This window comes from Pleurocapsa sp. FMAR1, from assembly GCF_963665995.1.
Taxonomy (GTDB): Bacteria; Cyanobacteriota; Cyanobacteriia; order Cyanobacteriales; family Xenococcaceae; genus Waterburya.
Genome location: NZ_OY762512.1, coordinates 2022950 through 2044703, shown reverse-complemented (window position 1 = coordinate 2044703; position 21754 = coordinate 2022950). Strand labels below are relative to the sequence as shown.

At 40.5% G+C, this 21754-nt stretch carries 17 protein-coding genes; 12 read left to right on the top strand and 5 right to left on the bottom strand.

The window, feature by feature from the left end; all coding sequences use genetic code 11:
- Positions 1–110 precede the first annotated feature (110 nt).
- A complete protein-coding gene (locus tag SLP02_RS09930; protein WP_319420498.1) occupies positions 111–341 on the top strand; it encodes a hypothetical protein in 231 nt (76 codons plus the stop codon).
- A gap of 20 nt (positions 342–361) precedes the next feature.
- Positions 362–1147 carry an ABC transporter permease gene (locus SLP02_RS09925; RefSeq protein WP_319420497.1) on the top strand — a complete coding sequence of 262 codons (786 nt, stop codon included), beginning with the start codon at positions 362–364 and terminating at the stop codon, positions 1145–1147.
- Between the two features lie 170 nt (positions 1148–1317).
- Here the strand turns inward: SLP02_RS09925 and SLP02_RS09920 are convergent, their stop codons facing one another.
- The gene (locus SLP02_RS09920) at positions 1318–1632 is read right to left on the bottom strand and encodes a hypothetical protein (protein WP_319420496.1); all 315 of its coding nucleotides are present in this window, start codon (positions 1630–1632) and stop codon (positions 1318–1320) included.
- A gap of 266 nt (positions 1633–1898) precedes the next feature.
- On the opposite strand from SLP02_RS09920, the gene SLP02_RS09915 reads away from it, so the two are divergent.
- From SLP02_RS09915 to SLP02_RS09905, 3 genes are all read left to right on the top strand, one after another.
- On the top strand, positions 1899–2519 hold the full coding sequence (locus tag SLP02_RS09915) for a vWA domain-containing protein (protein WP_319420495.1): 621 nt from the start codon (positions 1899–1901) through the stop codon (positions 2517–2519).
- Positions 2520–2643: 124 nt separating this feature from the next.
- Positions 2644–3798, top strand: coding sequence for a Light dependent period protein LdpA domain-containing protein (locus SLP02_RS09910; RefSeq protein WP_413467357.1), 1155 nt, complete (start codon positions 2644–2646; stop codon positions 3796–3798).
- 54 nt (positions 3799–3852) lie between these two features.
- A complete protein-coding gene (locus tag SLP02_RS09905) occupies positions 3853–5607 on the top strand; it encodes a R3H domain-containing nucleic acid-binding protein (protein WP_319420493.1) in 1755 nt (584 codons plus the stop codon).
- A gap of 209 nt (positions 5608–5816) precedes the next feature.
- Here the strand turns inward: SLP02_RS09905 and SLP02_RS09900 are convergent, their stop codons facing one another.
- Positions 5817–6704 carry a 3'-5' exonuclease gene (locus SLP02_RS09900; RefSeq protein WP_319420492.1) on the bottom strand — a complete coding sequence of 296 codons (888 nt, stop codon included), beginning with the start codon at positions 6702–6704 and terminating at the stop codon, positions 5817–5819.
- A 261-nt stretch (positions 6705–6965) separates the two neighbouring features.
- Here SLP02_RS09900 and SLP02_RS09895 point away from each other — a divergent pair, with 261 nt between their 5' ends.
- From SLP02_RS09895 to SLP02_RS09870, 6 genes are all read left to right on the top strand, one after another.
- Entirely contained in the window at positions 6966–8129 is a 1164-nt protein-coding gene (locus SLP02_RS09895) for a GuaB3 family IMP dehydrogenase-related protein (RefSeq protein ID WP_319420491.1), read from the top strand.
- A 396-nt stretch (positions 8130–8525) separates the two neighbouring features.
- Complete coding sequence (fbp, locus tag SLP02_RS09890; RefSeq protein ID WP_319420490.1) at positions 8526–9581, top strand: class 1 fructose-bisphosphatase; 1056 nt, start codon at positions 8526–8528, stop codon at positions 9579–9581.
- 74 nt (positions 9582–9655) lie between these two features.
- On the top strand, positions 9656–10804 hold the full coding sequence (gene tal, locus SLP02_RS09885; RefSeq protein WP_319420489.1) for a transaldolase: 1149 nt from the start codon (positions 9656–9658) through the stop codon (positions 10802–10804).
- A gap of 259 nt (positions 10805–11063) precedes the next feature.
- Positions 11064–12593 (top strand): glucose-6-phosphate dehydrogenase, encoded by a 1530-nt coding sequence (gene zwf / locus SLP02_RS09880; protein ID WP_319420488.1) that lies wholly within the window; start codon positions 11064–11066, stop codon positions 12591–12593.
- A 104-nt stretch (positions 12594–12697) separates the two neighbouring features.
- Positions 12698–14050 (top strand): glucose-6-phosphate dehydrogenase assembly protein OpcA, encoded by a 1353-nt coding sequence (opcA, locus tag SLP02_RS09875; protein WP_319420487.1) that lies wholly within the window; start codon positions 12698–12700, stop codon positions 14048–14050.
- Positions 14051–14531: 481 nt separating this feature from the next.
- Complete coding sequence (locus SLP02_RS09870; protein ID WP_319420486.1) at positions 14532–18038, top strand: WD40 domain-containing protein; 3507 nt, start codon at positions 14532–14534, stop codon at positions 18036–18038.
- A gap of 101 nt (positions 18039–18139) precedes the next feature.
- On the opposite strand, the gene SLP02_RS09865 is transcribed toward SLP02_RS09870, so the two are convergent.
- On the bottom strand, positions 18140–19360 hold the full coding sequence (locus SLP02_RS09865; protein WP_319420485.1) for a methionine gamma-lyase family protein: 1221 nt from the start codon (positions 19358–19360) through the stop codon (positions 18140–18142).
- 23 nt (positions 19361–19383) lie between these two features.
- Here SLP02_RS09865 and SLP02_RS09860 point away from each other — a divergent pair, with 23 nt between their 5' ends.
- Positions 19384–20211: an acyl-CoA desaturase gene (locus SLP02_RS09860; protein ID WP_319420484.1), complete on the top strand. Its 828-nt coding sequence runs from the start codon at positions 19384–19386 to the stop codon at positions 20209–20211.
- A gap of 50 nt (positions 20212–20261) precedes the next feature.
- Here the strand turns inward: SLP02_RS09860 and SLP02_RS09855 are convergent, their stop codons facing one another.
- Together SLP02_RS09855 and SLP02_RS09850 are read right to left on the bottom strand one after the other, a co-directional pair.
- Positions 20262–20846 carry a glyoxalase-like domain protein gene (locus SLP02_RS09855; protein ID WP_413467156.1) on the bottom strand — a complete coding sequence of 195 codons (585 nt, stop codon included), beginning with the start codon at positions 20844–20846 and terminating at the stop codon, positions 20262–20264.
- Positions 20847–20923: 77 nt separating this feature from the next.
- Positions 20924–21631, bottom strand: coding sequence for a response regulator transcription factor (locus SLP02_RS09850; protein ID WP_319420482.1), 708 nt, complete (start codon positions 21629–21631; stop codon positions 20924–20926).
- Between the last annotated feature and the right edge of the window lie 123 nt (positions 21632–21754).

Below are 21754 nucleotides of genomic sequence, written 5' to 3'. Positions count from 1 at the left end.
TTTCTATTGTTTGATATCGTTGAGGCGATCGAGTGTCCTGTATCGGCGATTAAACTAAATGGCATGATGACGAAAGCAGCTATCAAGATATTACTGCCAACACTATTTTGATGCTATATCAAATCGATGGAGCGGAAATATTAATTGAAATAGCTAGTCAAGACGATTATTTCTTTGTCCAGCTTGCTTATTTAATTTTTACCAAACAACTTACCAATTTTATGTCAGAAGAATTCATGTCAGAATTTGAACAAAACTTTGGCGAAGAATGGACGAAAAAATACAAAACAATCATAGAAACTCGTTATTACGGTAAAGTTTACGATTTAATTTCAATGTAAAATTCAGCTACTCAAAACTAATGTTAAATACAAGAAAGGCTAGAACGCTTTTTTTAGCTCACTATGCTCATATGCTGGAATATAGAGCCGAAATATTTCTCTGGGCATTGTCTAATTCCTTGCCAATTATTTTGATGGGGGTATGGATAGAGGCTGCTCAAAATAATAACTTTAGCCTTGGTCCAATAGATTTTGCCAGATACTTTTTTAGTGTTTTTATCGTGCGTCAGCTAACTACTGTCTGGGTCATCTGGGAGTTTGAACGAGAAATTTTAGAAGGAAGACTGTCACTGAGACTATTACAGCCAATTGACCCTGTATGGCATCATGTCGCCAGACACCTAGCGGAAAAAATGACCCGTGTACCTTTAATGGTTGTTTTCTGTGGTTTGTTTTTTGTGCTTTATCCTGATGCAGCCTGGATTCCAGAGAGTAAAAATATATTATTGGGAATAATTGCGATCGCCTTAGCATTTATTTTACAATTTGCGATCCAGTACACTTTTGCCATGTTAGCCTTTTGGACAGAAAGGGCTAGTGCGATTCAACAGTTTTGGTTTTTATTTTATATATTTCTTTCAGGAACAATTGCTCCTTTGGAAGTTTTTCCAGATAACGTTAGACGAGTGGTGGCATGGACTCCATTTCCCTACGTAATGCACTTTCCCGCAGCATTGCTAATGGGTTTACCTGTAGATGTTGTTAAAAGTATTTTAATTATAATTGCTTGGACAACTTTATTTGTTGTGGCTAATCGTTGGCTTTGGCGCAAAGGTTTAAAGCAATACTCAGGTATGGGAGCTTGATTAAGGGATGAGAAATGAAGAGTGAGGATCTACGTAAGTAGCAAAGATATTTTTCGCTTATACCTTGCACAAGATACAGTTTATTTGGTTAAGAATAAGGAATGAGGAACAATGCAAGTGGTAAATTGTTTCCTGCGCCCTCATCCTTCATAATTTATTCTTTAGCTAGCTTATGCTCTAGATTCTGCGCTAGATATTTTTGAACTTGAGCCTCTAACAGTTTTGCTAAATAGTTCTTCTTCCATAGGTACAAACTCAATTCTATTTAGCAAGGTAGTTACAAAAGCAAACAGCAGAAAAGGCAAAGACAGCACTAAAACAATTCCCACCGTTGCCAAAGCATAAATTTGTCTGGTACTACTCCATAACGCCAGGGTAGTAGCCAAGCTAATAAAGATTACAATTAACCAAATGATTATTTGACCGTAAATATCACCAAATTTCAAAGTACAAATCATCTTATATTTGTGTAGCTCGTTATCCATTAAAATTCTCCTGAATAATTATTCTGTGAATGTCTAGATTACTTAGATTATCGCGGAGGCTTCACTGATTGATAGAATATTCAAACATTTTTCCAGTGGTTGCAATATCTGTTTACAATTATTCCTAGTCAACTAAGTATGAATGCCTAGTTAAAATCGTGAATGACATTAACCAAATCTGTGAAAAATTTTTATTTTTCACAGTTCAGTTCAACCTTGTAATAGGCTAAATGGAGAAACCCAGCAGCAAAAAAGATTGTGACATTATGGCAGATAACTCTATTGTCGAAGACCGCGACTACACACTAATCATTGATAAAAGTGGCAGTATGTCGACTAATGATCGTCCAGGGGGTAAAACTCGTTGGGAATCTGCCCAAGAATCCACTCTGGCTTTGGCTAAAGAGTGTGAAAAAATTGACCCCGATGGCATTACTGTTTATTTATTCTCTAGTCGCTTTCGTCGTTATGACAATATTACGGCTGATAAAGTGAATAAAATCTACGCAGAAAATGATCCTATGGGTCGTACTGATTTAGCTAGTGTGTTATTAGATGCGGTCAATAATTATTTTGACCGTAAAGCAGCAGGAGAAGCTAAAGCTAACGGAGAAACTTTTATAGTTATTACTGATGGTGAACCTAATGATTATAAAGCAGTCATGCGCGTGATTATTGAAACTTCCCGTCAAATTGATCGAGATGAAGAAATAGGTATTTCTTTGATTCAGGTAGGGAACGATCGCAAGGCGACTCAATTTCTGAAGGCTTTAGACGATCAATTAGAATCTGCGGGAGCCAAATTTGATATCGTCAATACCATTACCATGGATGATATGCAGGGGATTAGTTTAGCAGAGATATTGCTTAATGCAATTACAGGGTGATTATAATGATCGATGATCATCGATCACTTCTGAAGCCTAAAGCTTTATTTGCAAAACCTAGCATTAATGAGAGACAAAATATTAGGATGTAAGAGTGGTTCAATCTTATCCCTTACATTCATTAATGCTAGGTAGCTGGTTTAAGCTAATTTGTGGAGCTAGCTATCAGCATCTGCCCGCGGTTCGTAGTCTAGCTGTGGCATATAGTTTGGCTGGTGCTGACTGTATAGATGTTGCTGCCGATCCTGCCGTAATTGCTGCTGCTATCGAAGGAATTGAAGTAGCCCAAAAATTACAACAAAAGACTCAGTTATTAGTTGAGCAAAATAATTATGATAGTCAAGCATTTTCCCTAACCCCAACTCCCAACCCCCAACCCCTTATTTCAAAGGATCATAGTGCTAAGACACTGGTTGCTTCCCCTTGGCTAATGGTGAGTATTAATGATGAAGAAGATCCTCACTTCCGTAAAGCTGAGTTTGATGCAACTCTCTGTCCCCAGGATTGTCCTCAACCTTGTGTACAATTATGTCCCGCCGAGGCAATAGATTTAAACAAAGGAGGGATTTTAGACAGCCTTTGTTATGGCTGTGGTCGTTGTCTGCCGATTTGTCCCCAGGAATTAATTACAACTCGTTCTCATGTCTCAAACGTTAAATCTGTTGTATCTTGGGTTCAATCGCTGAAAATAGACGCAATTGAAATTCATACCCAGGTAGGGCATTATGAGGATTTTAAGAGGGTCTGGACAGATCTTGCGCCTATAGTGGGGCAACTTAAACTGTTAGCAATTAGCTGCACCGATGCCCCTGATGTTTTGAATTATTGGCGATCGCTCTATGAACTAATTACTCCTTTGCCCTGTCCTTTGATTTGGCAGACTGATGGACGTTCTATGAGTGGTGATATTGGCAAGGGAACTACCCATGCTGCGATCGCTTTTGCTCAAAAAGTTTTACAGGCAAAGCTGCCTGGCTATGTTCAACTTGCAGGAGGTACTAATAGCTACACGGTAGATAAGCTAAAGCAAAGCAAGATGCTGAGGCAACAAAATTCTTCTTTATTTAAATCAGTGGCTGGAGTGGCTTATGGAAGCTATGCTCGCGCAATTCTCGCTCCAGTTTTAAACCAACTAGAAACTACCGAACTACAAAATATTCAATCTAATTTAACCAATAAGCCAATGAACCAGCTTAATTTAAAGCTCGAACAAAATATAGATTTACTCGAACAGGCTGTAACAACTGCTAGTGAGCTAGTTGATCAGATTAAGAAATAGCCTCTGGGATTTCAACTCTTAAATTTTAATAATTTAACCAAATATATTTTAAAGATGCAGTCAGAAATAGCTTCTCATCGAATGCAGGTTACCGATAACTTAGACAAATTACTTACTATTTTCCCCGATTCAATTCGCTCTAAATTAGATGAGCATATTCAACAGGATAGCGATAGTTTAATTGAGGTAGTTTTAGATTTAGGTAGACTACCTGAAGCGCGTTTTCGCGATCGCGCAATCTACCTTCGTGATCAACCCGTAACCCCAGAGGAAATTCAACACTGTATTGAACGGGTAGGAATGTTTAGTACTGATAATCGTGCAGGTATAGAACGAACTTTACACCGTATTAGTGCCATTCGTAACCGTACAGGAGATATCATTGGTTTGACCTGTCGTATTGGGCGGGCAATTTTTGGCACAATTGTCATGATTCGCGACCTAGTAGAAACAGGACAGTCAATTTTACTGTTAGGTCGTCCTGGAGTGGGCAAAACTACCGCCCTGCGGGAAATCGCCAGGGTGTTAGCTGATGACCTAGGCAAAAGAGTCGTGATTATCGATACTTCCAATGAAATTGCCGGGGATGGAGATGTTCCTCACCCTGCTATTGGTCGCGCTCGTCGGATGCAGGTGGCTCGTCCTGAACTACAGCATCAGGTAATGATCGAGGCGGTAGAAAACCATACCCCTGAAGTAATCGTCATCGACGAAATTGGTACAGAATTGGAGGCGTTGGCAGCCAGAACTATTGCCGAAAGAGGTGTACAGCTAGTAGGAACTGCCCACGGTAATACCGTTGAAAACCTGATCAAAAACCCGACTCTTTCTGATTTAGTGGGAGGAATCCAAAGCGTTACCCTTGGAGATGATGAGGCACGCCGTAGAAGGACGCAGAAGACGGTTTTAGAACGCAAAGCACCGCCTACCTTTGCGATCGCCATAGAAATGCTTGAAAGGCAACGTTGGGTGGTCCATGACGATGTTTCAGCTACTATTGATACTCTGTTACGAGGACACGAACCACCAGCCCAGGTCAGAACCGTAGATGACAGCGGTGAAGTGACGATCATTCACGAAGAACCTAAGACATCTTTTCAGCCTTTGCCTTCTAGAAACAATAATCTAGTTACAGCCCTACATCCTCAAGGATTAAGAGCGTCGGGCAAAATGACTCCTCTTGCTTTTGGTAGTGGCAAAGCCAAACGGGACAATGTTGATTTTGAGGGCATGATCGAACGGTCTTGGCAAACCAAAGAAGCTAACAGTCAAAAAATTCGTACTCCTGGTCCCAATGGCGAAGACTGGCCCGTTTATATCTATGCCTATGGTATTGGTCGCTCGCAAATAGAGCAGGTAATTGAAGTGCTGGATTTGCCGATTATCCTGACCAAAGATTTAGACGAAGCTGATGCAGTGGTGGCATTGCGATCGCAAATTAAACATCATTCTAAGCTGCGTAATATTGCCCAAGATCGCCATCTTCCAATTTATACAGTCAAATCTAATACCATTCCTCAAGTTAGCCGCATCTTCCGTCAGATTCTTAATCTAGATGACCCTAATATTCCTGAACCTACCGATCTAAGATTGTTTAGCAAAGCAGGCAGTGATGACGAAATTGAGGCGTTAGAAGAGGCAAGGCTAGCTGTAGAACAAATTGTAATTCCTCAAGGGCAACCTGTAGAATTATTACCGCGATCGGCAAAAGTGCGCAAAATGCAGCATGAACTGATAGAACACTACCGCTTACAGTCCGATAGTTTTGGAGACGAACCAAACCGCCGTTTGAGAATCTATCCTGCATGATCGAGATGATTTGAATTATTGTTTGGTGGGCAACAAGCTATTCTTGAAACTTTAGTCAGCTTTAGTTGTTTTTTGTCCACCCTACAGGCGATTGCTCTCAAATTAATAAGTAACGAACCCAAATATTTGCTGATTACGAAAGAGCAATCGGCTCTATATACATCAACTGATTTAGTCATTGGTTATGCAGAACTATGCCAAACCAATCTTTATTTGGTTGATTTTATCCCGATAGTAAAATCTTCTATATAATCAGCAAACCAGGAAACATCGACACCATCGCTAATCGCTTTTTTAATGGCGGTTGCTTTCAATGTCGCGGGTTGTATATATTTAGTGTCAATATTACATAACTGTACGTTTTCTTTTAGTCTTGTCTTAGTGATACTCAGTTTGCGAGTAATGTTAAAACCGTTCATGGTAGTAATTTCTTGTTCCCCAGAGGCAAGCATATGTTCTTTGAGAGCGTTATCAATATCCTTCAATTGTCTCGTTAAATCCGACTTCTTTTCATCCAAACTACTTCGTAAAGCTACTAAAGTCTCAACATCCATCAATTCAGGAACTGGAGTCTTAGCAATGTTTTTTAAATGAGCCAAAGAAACACGAGCATCCTTAACAGCATTATGATTACCGCCATTTGGACATTGTTTAGTTCCTTCGACTACCTGGCGCATTCTTAAAATATCGACAGACTCACCAACTACTTCTGGATAGCCGTACTTAACTGCTGTATTGTTGAGTAATATTTTATCTAAATGGCTAGTTGCATAGTATAAAACTATTTTACCTTCTAATATTTCTGCGATTTCATCGGCGCGATCGCTGTAAGGTTTAGCCCCACGAGCTAGTAAAGTATCTATAGTTAGATTATTGCTAGCGTAAGCATAAGAGGAAATATTCGTGTTGGGTAGAAAATAAGCGTTAAATATTGTATCCCCGCTAAGGTTAAGAATAGCCAGCTGAAGAATTTCATCCTGAGCCGTTAAGCCAGTTGTCTCAACATCAATTAAAACGTACTTTTGAGGGTTCGCTAAGATTTCGCGAGACTTTAGAATAGCGTCTTTCTTTGTTAGGGTTGTATTCTGAGTTGTCATTGGCTCACTAAAATAATCCAATTTCTTTTATTACATAGATCTGATGCACAATTTGTTTGTATTACTATTTACCTTATCCTAAGTGCTTACTTCTTCTATAAGGCGCGATCGCTCTTTTCTAAAATCAACGTAACTCGATAATATTCTGTCTATGAAAAAGCTAATAGTCAACAGCTAAAAAATTTTTACGATTAATCAATGTTCAAAGGACGATAAAATTTGATAGCCTATCCTAATAAGCTTTGGGAACGGTAAAAGAGCGTGGAAATATCAATTGGTCGCGGAAAACAGGCTCGTAGAGCCTATGGATTTGATGAAATCGCACTTTCTCCTGGAGTGCGTACACTAGACCCCAGTTTGGCAAATACTACCTGGAAACTTGGCGGAATTACCCGCGAAGTACCTATCTTGGCTAGTGCCATGGATGGTGTGGTCGATGTCAAAATGGCGGTTTTACTCTCGCAATTAGGTTCAATTGGAGTATTAAATTTAGAAGGGATACAAACTAGATACGACGACCCAAAACCAATTTTAAGTAAAATTGAGTCGGTAGGAAAAGACGGATTTGTTGGTTTGATGCAGGAACTATATGCAGAACCAATTAAGCCAGAATTAATCACCACCAGAATTAAAGAAATCAAAAGCCAGGATGCGATCGCAGCGGTCAGCCTAACTCCCGCAGGAGCGAGTAAGTATGGAAAAATCGTAGCTGAAGCAGGAGCAGATTTAGTCTTTGTTCAGGCTACCGTAGTCTCGACAGATCATCTTTCTCCAGAAGCGATCGCGCCATTAGATTTGGCCAGTTTCTGTAACCAGATGCCGATGCCCGTGATTTTAGGCAACTGCGTGACCTACGAAGTAGCATTGAAGCTAATGAAAGCTGGGGCTGCTGCTGTCTTAGTAGGAATTGGGCCCGGTGCTGCCTGTACTTCCCGTGGAGTTTTAGGTGTAGGTGTCCCTCAAGCAACTGCCACAGCCGATTGCGCTGCTGCGCGGGATGACTATCACGCCGAAACAGGAAGATATGTACCAGTAATTTCAGATGGAGGTATTGTTACTGGCGGAGATATCTGTAAGTGTCTTGCTTGTGGTGCGGATGCGGTAATGATTGGCTCGCCTATTGCCCGTGCTGCCGAAGCCCCTGGAGGAGAATTTCATTGGGGAATGGCTACTCCTAGTCCAGTATTACCTCGTGGTACTCGTATCAAAGTAGGAACAACAGGAACTATAAAAGAGATCTTGGTCGGTCCGGCTAGGCTTGACGATGGTACTCACAACCTACTAGGAGCAATTAAAACCAGTATGGGTACTTTAGGCGCAAAAAACCTCAAAGAAATGCAGCAAGTTGATGTGGTGATTGCTCCTTCGCTGTTGACAGAAGGAAAAGTTTACCAGAAAGCTCAACAGCTAGGGATGGGTAAATAGAACAAAATTGCGGTCATCAATGCCTGAGATCTTACCAGGCATAAAAAGCCTAGTCTCAAGGCAATAAATTCAAATAACATTATGGCGATATTGTCATCAATTTCGGATTGTAAACCTCAAATTTAGTATCGTAAATAGCAAAATAGTTAATAACCTGAAGCTAGTCTTAAGCTTATGACCCAGGTTTAAAATGTCTTTCTAATATAATTAAGTAGGTAGGCAAATAATTTATAAGACTTGATGACGAAATTTTATTCTTAGTCCCCAGTCCCGAACCGATTCATCTTATATTCAATTACAACCACCTACTTAATAGCAGTCAATTTACCAATCTTTTATTTATTTGGTCATAATTTTAAAGAAAGTAGAGACATAGGCTTAGAAAGGTTAATAAAAATGGAAAATAACGCAATCATTCCAGAATATAGTCTAGATAGAGATTGCCAAACGCTATCTAGGCACGTATTACAGCAGTTCTCTAATTTTAGTACTCAAGCACAGGACGTTAGCGCGATCATGAATCGCATTGCTTTAGCAGCCAAATTAGTGACTCGTCGTTTGAGTCGGGCTGGCTTAATGGCTGGAGCATTAGGATTTACGGGAGAAACCAATGTCCAGGGCGAATCAGTAAAAAAAATGGACATTTATGCTAATGATGTCTTTATATCTGTGTTTAAGCAAAGTGGTTTAGTTTGTCGCTTGGCATCAGAAGAGATGGAAAAACCTTATTACATACCCGAAAATTGCCCCATAGGCAGATATACGCTTTTGTACGATCCCATTGATGGTTCTTCCAACGTAGACATTAATTTAAATGTGGGTTCAATTTTTTCTCTGCGTCAACAAGAAGGAGAAGATCTAGATGGCAAAGCCCAAGATTTATTGCAAAACGGCGATCGCCAAATAGGAGCAGGCTATGTTTTATATGGTCCTTCTACCGTACTTGTTTACACCATAGGTAAAGGAGTACATTCATTTATTCTCGATCCCAGTTTAGGGGAATTTATTTTAGCAGAAGAAAATATTACCATTCCCAAGCATGGTGCTGTTTATAGCGTCAATGAGGGAAACTACTGGCAGTGGGATGAATCCATCCGCGAATATATTCGCTATGTTCATCGTCATGAAGGCTATACTTCTCGCTACAGTGGCGCATTGGTAGGAGATTTCCATCGTATCTTACTCCAAGGAGGCGTATTTCTCTATCCAGGCACGGAGAAAGATCCTCAAGGAAAGCTAAGATTATTATATGAATCTGCACCGTTAGCTTTTTTGGCTGAACAAGCAGGGGCAAGAGCCAGCACTGGCATGGAACGCATTCTTAGCGTGGTGCCAAATAAGCTACATCAACGCACGCCTCTAGTGATTGGCAGCACCGAAGATGTAGAGCTAGTAGAGTCTTTTATCCAAGATTGGGCGCGTCGCGAATCAGAAGAACAAGCCCTAGTTTAGCCAGACATTCCTTGTCTGACTACCTTCCACGGTTACAAATTTCAGTTGTGAATTAATAGGAGAATAATTAACTTATGCCTACCCAAAACCCGATTTTAGAAATTGAAAATCAATACGGTCAAAGTATCTGGATGGATAACCTTAGCCGTGACATTATTGAGTCTGGAGAATTAAAAAAGTCTATTAGCGATAAAGGAATTAGAGGCATTACTTCTAACCCCGCTATCTTTGAAAAAGCGATCGCTGGTAACAAAATCTATGACAGTGCAATTGAAGCTGGAATCAAAGCTAACAAATCAGTTCAGGAAATCTACGAAGATTTAATCTTTACTGATATTCGCAACGCCTGTGATATCTTTATGCCTGTATATGAAGAAAGTGACGGCTTAGATGGCTACGTCAGTATTGAAGTTCCTCCAAGTTTGGCTAAGAGTACCGATGACAGCACTATTGAAGAAGCTCGTCGCTACTATCAAGTTGTCGATCGCCCTAACTTAATGATTAAGATTCCTGGCACACCAGAAGGATTGCCCGCAGTCGAACAGGCTATCTCCGAAGGCATGAGCATCAACGTAACTTTGCTATTTTCAGTGCCAAGCTATATTGATACTGCCGAGGCCTATCTCAAAGGGCTAGAAAAAAGAGCAGCAGCAGGGGAAGATATTAGCAAGATTTCCTCCGTTGCCAGTTTTTTCCTCAGTCGCATTGATAGTAATATTGACGATCGCCTTGATAGCAAATTAGAGTCAGCCAGTGGTGATGCTAAAGCCAAGCTAGAAGCAATCAAAGGTAAAGTTGCGATCGCTAATGCCAAAATAGCCTACCAAAAATACAAAGAAATCTTTAGTGGTGAACGATGGGAAGCATTAGCAGCTAAAGGAGCAAAAGTACAGCGTCTACTTTGGGCAAGTACCAGCACCAAAAACCCTGAATACAATGATGTCATGTATGTAGACGAGCTTGTAGGCAAAGATACCGTTAATACTTTACCCCCTAATACTATTGATGCTTGTCTCGATCACTGCGATCCTGGCGATCGCATCGAAACTGATTTAGATGCTGCACACAAAGTAATTGATGGCTTGAAAGATGATGCCGTTGATATTGAACTGGATGAAGTGATGGATGAACTACTTGAAGAAGGCATTGATAAATTTATCAAACCCTTTGAATCATTGATGTCATCTTTAGAAACTAAGGTTAAGCAGTTAGCAGCGGTATAAATGAAGGGATAAAGGATGAGGGATGAGGGAGTAAAAGCCATATTTCTGCTCCCTTTTCCCTTTTGCTTCCATCAACATATCTGGCATCGAACATTAAAGTAAGTCAAATACTAATTGTGAAAGGCTAAAAGAACTACTATTTGAAACTTTTGACTTTTGCGGGTGGAAATGCTCCCGTCTAAGGAGCTTATTCCACACCCGCGTTGACTTACCCAAAGTAAAGCTTAAAACTTTTAAATAAAAACCAGTAATTTTAAATATGGTTGCAATACAAGAAAATCCGTTAAGAGTAGGATTACAGCAGGAGCGCACTGCCGATCCTGCAATTATTGTAATTTTTGGAGCATCAGGTGATTTAACTCAACGCAAGCTAATTCCCGCAATTTATCAAATTAGAAGAGAACGTCGTCTCCCTCCTGAGATGACTATTGTGGGAGTTGCCAGACGAGATTGGACTCACGAATTTTTTCGTCAGCACCTCAAAGATGGAATAGAAGAATTTGGTAATGGGGTGGGTAACGAAGAACTATGGAATGAATTTGTTCAGGGTATCTTCTATTGCTCAGGCAATATGGACGAACCTGAAAGCTATGAAAAATTAAAGAACTTTTTGGCAGAATTAGATGGAAAAAGAGGCACTAGAGGTAATCGCGTTTTTTATCTAGCCGTGTCTCCCAAATTTTTTAAACCAGCCTTAAAACAGTTGGGTGCTGCGGGAATGCTTGATGATTCAGCCAAAAGCCGCATTGTGATTGAAAAGCCCTTTGGTAAAGATCTAAGTTCTGCTCAATCTCTCAACCGTGCCGTACAGCGAGTTTGCAAAGAAGAGCAGGTGTACCGCATCGATCACTATTTAGGTAAAGAAACTGTCCAAAACATTTTAGTGTTTCGTTTTGGTAACGCTATTTTTGAACCTTTATGGAATCGGCAATTTGTCGATCATGTTCAGATTACCGTTGCTGAAACCGTCGGCGTAGAAGAACGGGCAGGCTATTACGAAACCTCTGGTGCATTACGAGATATGTTGCAAAATCACCTGATGCAGCTATTTGCGATTACGGCTATGGAAGCTCCTAACTCTCTAGATGCCGATAGTATTCGTAATGAAAAAACTAAAGTGCTTCAGGCTACTCATATTTCTGATGCTGCCAATTTAGACCAGTCGGCAGTGAGAGCGCAATATTCGGAAGGTTGGATGAAAGGTCAGCCTGTCAAAGGTTATCGCCAAGAAGATGGAGTAAATCCAGAATCTATTACACCAACCTTTGTGGCGTTAAAACTAGAGATAGATAACTGGCGATGGAAAGGAGTGCCGTTTTATCTGCGTACAGGAAAACGAATGCCTAAAAAAGTTAGTGAGATTTCCATTCATTTTCGGGAAGTACCTCTACTAATCTTTCAATCGGCTGCCCAGCAAACTAGTCCAAACGTGCTGACAATGAGGATTCAACCAAATGAGGGTATATCCCTCAAGTTTGAAGCTAAAACTCCAGGACCCGATTTGCGGACTAGAACCGTAAATATGGACTTTAGCTATGGTTCATCCTTTGGTATGGCTACGGCTGATGCTTATCATCGTCTCTTGCTTGACTGTATGTTAGGCGATCAAACTTTGTTCACCCGCGCTGATGAAGTTGAGGCTGCCTGGAATATTGTCATGCCCTTAATCAATGCTTGGGAATCTCCTAGCGATCCGAGTTTAATGCCTAAGTACGAAGCAGGAACTTGGCAGCCCACAGAAGCGGAAATGATGCTTAATCGCGATCGCCGTAGCTGGAGAAGACTTTAACATTGAACATTAAACAGTGAACATTGAACAGTAATCAGTGAACAGTGAATAATGAACTATTAGATGTTAAATGATAAATGTTAATTGATAAATGTTAATTGATTATGGTTTCACCAATAGTATCGTTACAAGCACCAAAAGACGTATCCATCGATGAAATTGAAGCGGAATTGCGATCGCTTTGGCAAAGCCAGGGAGGAGACGAGGATGCAGCAGCCGTCACTAGAGCAGCAACTTTTAGCCTGATAGTTTATGAGCCAGATGGTACACAGCAACTACTTGCCTCTTTAGGATTTTACACTGGCCCAATTGACGGTATTGCAGGACCGAGAACCGAAGCTGCAATCAAAGCAGCCCAAAAAGCCTATAGCATGGAAGTTACAGGTAAATCTGACGAGGCACTGATCAATAAATTACAAACTGAGTTTGCTCAAGTCAAAGCAGAAGATAAGCTAACTCTAGAAAATAAAACCGCAGCAGTTAGCTATAGCCCAGATTCTCAGGGAGCAACGGCAGATGCGATCGCCGCTTCTAATCCCTGTCGCATTGTTACCCTTTGCCCCATCTTGGGAGAAGATACGGGAGTTAAAGTTCAAGTATCGGCATACTGTCCGATCAGTAAGCAAAGTAAAAACACCCTAGTTTGCTGTGAATACATTACCCTGAGTGGTACAGCAGAGGCTCTAGAAAGAATTGGCGGTATTATTGCAGCACTGGCGATCGCCGACTTACCCAAGTTTGTTTGGTGGAAAGCCACGCCAACTCCTGAACATCCTTTATTTCAACGTTTGGTATCTGCTAGTGACACAGTAATTTTTGATTCTAGTAGCTTTGTTCACCCCGAAGCTGACCTAAAATCTTTAGCGAAATTAGTCAAGCAAGATACTGCCTTAGCAGACATCAACTGGCGCAGACTAGCTCCCTGGCAAGAATTAAGTGCTGCTGCTTTTGATCCCCCAGAAAGACGAAAGGCAATTTACGAAGTCGATCAGGTCACAATTGATTATGAGCGAGGCAATCATTCTCAAGCATTAATGTTTTTAGGTTGGTTAGCCAGTCGTCTTAAATGGACTCCCGTGGCATATCAATTTGAAGGCGGAGACTATGACATTCGTAAAGTAAAACTTACTGACGACAAACAGCGCGCCATTGAAGTAGAGTTAGCAGGCATTCCCACCGCAGATTGGGGAGATATTCCTGGAGATTTGGTAAGCTTACGCTTAACTTCAACTAACGAAGAAGCTGATTGCTGCACGGTGTTGTGTTCGAGTACCACAGGCTGTATGAGAATGGAGGCTGGTGGGGGAGCGCAATCTTGCTATATTGAGCAGGTAACTCCCTTATTCGATCAAAATACTGAGAATCTGCTTGGTCAACAATTGCAGCGATGGGGTAGAGAAATGCTTTATGAAGAAAGCATGGCTGTTGCTGACAAAATTTTGCAGTTAGCAGAGTAAGCTGAAGAGAAAAATAAAAATTAAGAAGATATTTCTGATAAAAGCTACCTATTGGCAGTAATGAAATAGATGAGCGGTATGATATTCATATTGCTCATTACTTTTTGCTTTAAATTAATTTTGAAAGAACAGCCCCATCCTTCGACAGCAAGGTGTAGCGTCAGGCGGTATCAAGATAATTGTTCGCTTTATATTCTGTTTTTAAGCTTCAGAGCCGAACTATATACGTTATGTGCGTCGGTTTGAATTTATATGATTGCTATATTGCCTACCAGAAAAACAAGAGTTGGAGTAATTAGTGGCGTTGCTGATTTGTAAAATGACTTATTTTAACCGCTTTGTCTGGAGGAGGACAGACGCACTGCATAGGCAAGATTGATAATAATATCACGGATAAGGAATGTTTGAATTGAGATTTAGGAAGCATCAATCAACTTAATTAAGAAAATCTATGTCTGGATTCAGCAACGCCTAATTAGTAATGAGCAAAGTCAAGCAAAAACGTAATCGTGGCATTGTTCTAACGCCTACAGGTCTAAAAAAACTTGAAGCAGCCAGATATGAATCGGAACGTCTGGAAAATTACGGTGAAAGATATACTTACGAGAATATCAGCGAAATAACTAATTTAGATATCAACACGATTAAAAAAGTACTAGAAGCCAAAGAAGGTGTTGATAAGCGATCGCTGGAAAAGTTTTTAATTGCTTTCAATTTAAAGCCAACGGCAGACATCTATACTAAACCTCGCCCTAATAAACGCCAGGATTGGGGCGAGGCAATTTCGGTGGATAGCTTTTTTGGACGCTCGAATGAACTTGAGACTTTAGCTAATTGGCTCTTAAAAGACCGCTGTCGATTAATAGCACTGGTGGGAATGGGCGGAATAGGCAAAACAACTTTATCGGTTAAGTTTGTCCAGCAAAATGAGGATAAGTTTGACTGTATTATTTGGAAATCTTTACGAGATGCTCCACCTGTTGCCGAAATTATTGATAGTCTGATTGAATTTTTGTTTGAAGGACAAGAAAAAGCTAACTTGCCTTTGAGATTAGGCGATAAAATTACCCTACTGATTGAGTATTTACGTTCTTTTCGCTGTCTTATTTTCCTAGATAATGCCGAATCACTTTTAGATAGTGGTAACAGAGCAGGAAAATATCGCCCAGGATATGAAGGTTATGGCGAGCTTTTGCGTAGAGTAGGCTCGACAGAGCATCTTAGCTGTTTAGCGATCACAACCAGAGAAAAGCCGAAAGAAGTTGCTGCCTTAGAAGGAGCAGGTCTTTTAGTTCGTTCCTTACAGTTAGCAGGATTGAAGCAAGGGCAAGAAATTTTAAAACTCAAGGGACTTGCTGGCTCTGAGTTAGAACTAAAGGCGCTAGGCGATCGCTATGGAGGCAATCCCCTAGCGTTAAAGGTAGTAGCTACCACTATTCAAGATTTGTTTGCTGGCAATATCACTGAATTTTTACGCCAAGATATGGCTGTTTTTGGTGATATTCGGGATGTTTTAGAGCAGCAGCTTGAGCGATTATCAAATTTAGAACAAGAGATCATGCGCTGGCTGGCGATCGCTCGTGAACCGATCTCTTTGACAGAATTGCAGGCAGATTTTGTCTTGCCAGTAACTCCTATCAAATTATTAGAAGCCCTAGAATCTCTTTCCCGACGTTCTTTAATTGAAAAGAATGCTTCTTGCTTTACCCAGCAGCCTGTAGTCATGGAATATGCAACCAGCCAATTAATTGAGGTTGTCTGTGAAGAAATTTTAACGCAGAAACTAAAGATTTTTCGCGATCACGCCCTGATAAAAGCCACAGCCAAAGACTACATCAGAGAAAATCAAACTCGCCTTATTCTTCAGCCGGTTATCAACGGGCTTTTAGCTGCCTTGAGAAGCCAGAAAGATCTAGAAGCCTGTTTAAGACAAATTTTGGCAACAATGCAGGAATTACCTCTAGAAAAATCCTATGTGGCAGGAAATATTATCAATTTGTTTTGCCAATTAGAAACTGACCTAACTGGTTATGATTTCTCCAATTTATGTGTTTGGCAAGCAGATTTACGTCAAGCGTACTTGCACAAAGTCAGTTTCCAAAATGCAGACTTATTCAAATCGGTCTTTGCCGAAAACTTTGGCGGGATTTGGTCGGTAGCCTTTAGTCCTGATGGAAAATACTTGGCTGCGGGAGATACTAAAGGAAATATTCTGTTACGAAGAGTAGCAGATGGTCAGCCAATACGTAGTTTTACAGGTCATAATGCCTGGGTAGTTTCCCTCGCTTTTAGCCCCGATGGTAAGACTCTCGCTAGCAGCAGTTGTGACTGTACCGCCAAGCTTTGGGATCTTAATACTGGTCAATGTCTGCATTCTCTAGACAAGCATGAACACGAAGTTTGGTCAGTTGCATTTAGTAATGATGGTGAAACTCTAGCTACTGGCTGCGATGACTGCCATGCAAGACTTTGGAGCGTCAGCACAGGTGAGTGTATTCAAGTTTTTTCAGGACATACAGATTATGTACTTTCAGTCGCCTTTAGCCTGGATGGTCAGAAACTCTTTAGCGGCAGTCACGACAACACAATTAAGCAGTGGGACATCAAAACTGGTGATTGTCTCCTGGTTTTTCAAGGACATGATGAGGGAGTAAGATCTATTAGCGTCAGTCCTGATGGAATGCTTGCCAGTGGTAGCAAAGATCAAACAGTTAGGTTGTGGGATATAAAAACAGGTAAATGTCTCAATATTTTTCGCGGACATTCTAGCATGGTTTTAGCAGTCGCTTTTTGCCCACGAGACAATCTTCTAGTTAGTAGCAGTGTCGATCAAACCTTAAGGCTATGGAATGTTGATACTGGAGAATGCCTTAAAGTTTTTCAAGGACATTCTAATCTGATTAACTCTGTTACCTTTAATCCAGAGAGTAATATTTTAGCTAGTGGCAGTTACGATCAGTCAATAAAGCTATGGAATATCAATACTTATCAATGTGTAAAAACTTTTCAAGGACATAATAATCAGGCACTTTCTGTCATTTTTAGTTCAGATGGTCAAACTCTAGTCAGCGGTGGTCACGATCACAAGATCAGACTATGGGATGTCAAAACTGGAAAGATAATCAAAATCTTACATGAACACACCAATTGGGTTTTCTCTGTTGCTTTTAATGCCAAAAATAATCTTATAGCCAGTGGTAGTGGAGATAAAACAATCAAAATTTGGGATGTTGCCACTGGCAAAGTAACTAAAACTTTATTTGGACATCAAGCAGTAGTTCGGTCTGTCGCTTTCAGTTTTGATGGGCAAATTTTGGCAAGCAGCAGTGCAGATAAAACAATTAAACTGTGGAATATTCAAACTGGTGAGTGTATTAAAACTTTACAAGGACATCAAGCAGAAATATGGTCAATAGCCTTCAGTCCTGACGATCGGCAGTTGGCTAGTGGTTCTCTAGATGGAACTGCCAAATTGTGGAATACTAGCACTGGAAAATGCTTGAAGACTTTAGACGAGCATACAAGTTGGGTATGGTCGGTTGCTTTTAGTGTAGATAATAAACTAGCTACTACCAGTCCAGATCAAACAATTAGACTTTGGAACCCGACTACTGGAGAATGCCAGGTTGTATTACGAGAAGATAAGGGCTATTCACAATTGGTTGCCTTTAGCAATGATGGTCAAACAATAGCCAGCTACAATCAGGACTACAATATTAAGCTATGGAATATAAAATCTAAAAAATGTATCCAAATTTTGCATGGTCATAAAGCGCTAATCAATTCGATCGCTTTTAGTCCTGACAATCATACTTTAGTTAGCAGTAGCGAAGATGAAACAATTAATCTGTGGGACTTAAAAACTGGTAGGTGTATTAAAACTTTAAAAGTAAAGAAACCCTACGAATCTATGAGCATTACAGGAGCTAAAGGTCTAACAAAAGCCAATTTCAATGTTTTGAAAACATTAGGAGCTAATGAAACTTAGCGCAATTAGATCCCTACTTTTAGGGAAAATGCTCATGATATTAATATTCAAAATTTTTTCAAAATAGATTTAGGACGATAGTTTGTTGGTATACAGAGCTTCTATATAGCCTTAACTGCTGCTTCAATGGCGATCGCAATATGTGTCCAGTGTGTTCCTCCTTGACAAAAGGCAATATAAGGCTCGCGCAATGGACCATCGGCTGAGAACTCAGAAGTACTGCCATCAATAAATGTTCCTCCAGCCATTACTAATTTACTCTCATACCCAGGCATTTGGGCAGGAACAGGTTCTAGATAAGAATCTATAGGCGAGTGCTGTTGAATTGCTTTACAAAAGGCAATCAGCTTTTGGGGAGAACCTAATTGAACGGCTTGAATAATATCTCGACGAGTCACAAAAGGTAGAGGATTGACCTGATATCCCAGTCGATCGAACACGTAGGCAATTAAATGGCTGCCTTTAATCGCTTCTCCTACCATTTGGGGTGCAAGAAACAATCCTTGAAACATTAGTCGGTTTTGATCTAAGGTTGCCCCACCACTGCTACCAATTCCTGGTGCGGTCAAACGACAAGTCGCTGCTTCGACTAGTTCTGCTTTTCCTGCTATGTATCCCCCCGCAGTCACAATAGTTCCTCCAGGATTTTTAATTAATGACCCTGCTACTAGATCTGCACCCACCGCCGTTGGTTCAATATCTGCCACAAATTCTCCATAGCAGTTATCCACTAGGCAGACGGTATTTGAGTTTTGCTGTTTGACTGATTCAACTATTCTCTTAATGTCTTCTATCGATAGGCTTTCTCGCCAAGAATATCCGCAAGACCTCTGAATCAAAACCAGGCGAGTTTTCTTGGTGACGGCAGTGCTTAAACCTTGCCAATCTATCCTTCCCACTTCGGTTAAGTCTAGTTGGCGATAGTCAATCTGAAAGTCTTTTAAAGAACCCTGGTTGTTACCTCGCAAACCGATTACTTCTTCTAAGGTATCGTAGGGTGCGCCAGCCACCGCTAGCATTTCATCACCTGGACGTAGCACACCATATAGTCCGCAGGCGATCGCCTGAGTGCCAGAAACAAACTGAACTCGTACCGCAGCAGCTTCTGCATCCATAATTTGTGCAAAAACCTTGTCTAGAGTATCTCGCCCTAAATCATCGTGTCCGTAACCGCTAACGCTAGCAAAATGCTGCACTCCAACTCGATGATCGCGGAAAGCTGACAAAACTTTTTTGAGATTTTCCTTGACCTGAGCGTCAATACCAGAAAAAATCGGTATTAGTGCTTTTTCTGCTTCTATAAGCAGATTTTCAGTCTTCATATAGTTAAAAATTAAATTATTAAATGACAGTTGCTACATCAGAAAAAATCCCACCTGCCTGGGGAACAATCATCTACATGGGCATAATTCACTTTATGGCATTATTTGCCCTTATTCCCAGCAACTTTAGCTGGGGGGCATTGGGAATAGCATTTTTGCTTTACTGTATTACCGCAGGAGTAGGCATAACTTTAGGATTTCATCGCCTTGTTGCCCATCGCAGCTTTGAAGTTCCCAAATTACTAGAGTATATTTTAGTTTTTTGTGGCACTTTAGCAGGTCAAGGCAGCCCTATAGATTGGATTGGCTTACATCGTATCCATCATCAATATTCCGACATGGATTTCGACCCTCACAACTCACTCAAAGGTTTTTATTGGAGTCATCTGGGCTGGATGTTGTGTAAAAATCCCGCTAATGAAAAGATTGCTCGCTACACCAACGATATTTCAGGCGATCGCTTTTATCGATTTTGTCACTATGGCATGATCCCGATTCAACTTGTCTTAGCTGGGTTTCTATATTATTTAGGAGGTTCTTCTTTTGTAGTTTGGGGGATATTCGTCCGCCTAGTTGTGGTCTTTCACTGCACTTGGTTTGTTAATAGTGCCACCCATAAATTTGGCTATAAAACCTATGACTCTGGAGATACCTCTTTAAACTGTTGGTGGGTAGCTTTACTAACCTTTGGTGAAGGCTGGCATAATAATCATCATGCTTTTCAGTATTCGGCACGACATGGTTTAAAGCGTTCGGAAATCGATCTAACCTGGATTATGATCCAAACTCTAGCCTTTTTTAGATTAGCAAGGAAGGTAAAACTACCGCCCAAAAAGGCTATTCGAGCCTAAAATTATTAGAGATCGCCTAAAAAACAGGCGATCGCTAAATTACTATAAGCTCAATTAGAAACTTCTGCCATTTCGATCGTGCGGTTTTCTTGATCTTTAACTAAAAAATTCAAAGGGCGATCGCGACGAATCTTATACTTCAAACGTCTTGCCTGAACGCGCATCAATAAAGCTTCTAAACAATCGCGATCAAAACATACATGACGCTGACGCTCTTTGTAGCCACCGCTAGCACCCGCAATAACGTGAAGTTGGGTATTTTTTCTCAGTTGATACCATAATCCTTCTGAGCCGTTTAGTCCTGTACTGGTAGGAGTCGCCGACATATACAGAGGATCGAGTCCGCTAGCTCCCATTGCCTGTTCATAATTATAATAATAATGAAGTGGTACATCAGCAGCAGAAAGCTCCAGTAGCCCTTCATAAAATCTTTGGGCAGTTTGTAGATCCGAAACCATTACCGTATATACTTTGGGCGCACTGCTGAGAAACATCCACATCGCTCCTGCATAAGCAACCAGAAGCATGACCATAATGCCTTGGGTAGAAAATAAACTATCTAAAGCAATTGGCGGTAAAAATGCACCGAGATAATTTGTCATTAATTTACCTGAAAAAACAATATTAGCTATCATTTTGAACCAAAATATTTTAAAACTTGATTTTTATAATCTGATTTAATAATTGTCAATTGTCCATTTTAAATTGTCAATTATTGAGTCAAGCCATGTTGCAGGGCAAATCTCACTAGTTCAGTACGGCTATTTGTACCTGTTTTGCCAAAAAGACGACTAACGTATTTTTCAACATTTCTGACGCTAGTCTGCAATTCTCTGGCAATTTCCTTATTCATTAAACCTTTAGCTACGAGATCCAAAACACTTTGCTCTCTTGGAGTTAAATCGATTTTAATCGGTGGTGGAGTTACGGCAATTCCACCGCTTCCGCCTATCTTATCGTCTAGCTTGGCTTTAATTTCCACTAATTCTTTAGCAATTTTTTCTAGCTCAACGCTACTGTCACCACCGCCAGCATTTACTTTGGTTTTTGATAAGAGATTTTTAACTATTGCTTCTAGTTCTTCTGGATCAAAAGGCTTAGAAAGATAAGCATCACAGCCAGATTCATAGCCCTGAATGCGATCGCTTGTCATGCCTCTGGCAGTTAGAAAAACAACAGGTATAGAACGATAGCGGGGATCTTCTCTGATCTTTGCCAAAAATTCATAGCCATTAACCTCAGGCATCATAATATCGGAAATAATCAAGTCAGGAATCTTGGCTTCAATTGTTTGCCAAGCTTCCTCGGCATTACTGGCTACAGTTACCTTCCAGGCTTCGTTATCTTCTAAGTATGCTTGCACTGATTCTCTGATACCAGGCTCATCGTCTACAAGTAGCAATTGTTGTTTTTCTGACATAGGTTTCTAAATTATGTATATAGCCATATACAGTGCATGACTATATACATAATAAGACTTATAAGTAAAATTAGAAGCCACATAGCATAATTCCCCATCATTATTGACAGGGAATAAGTAGTA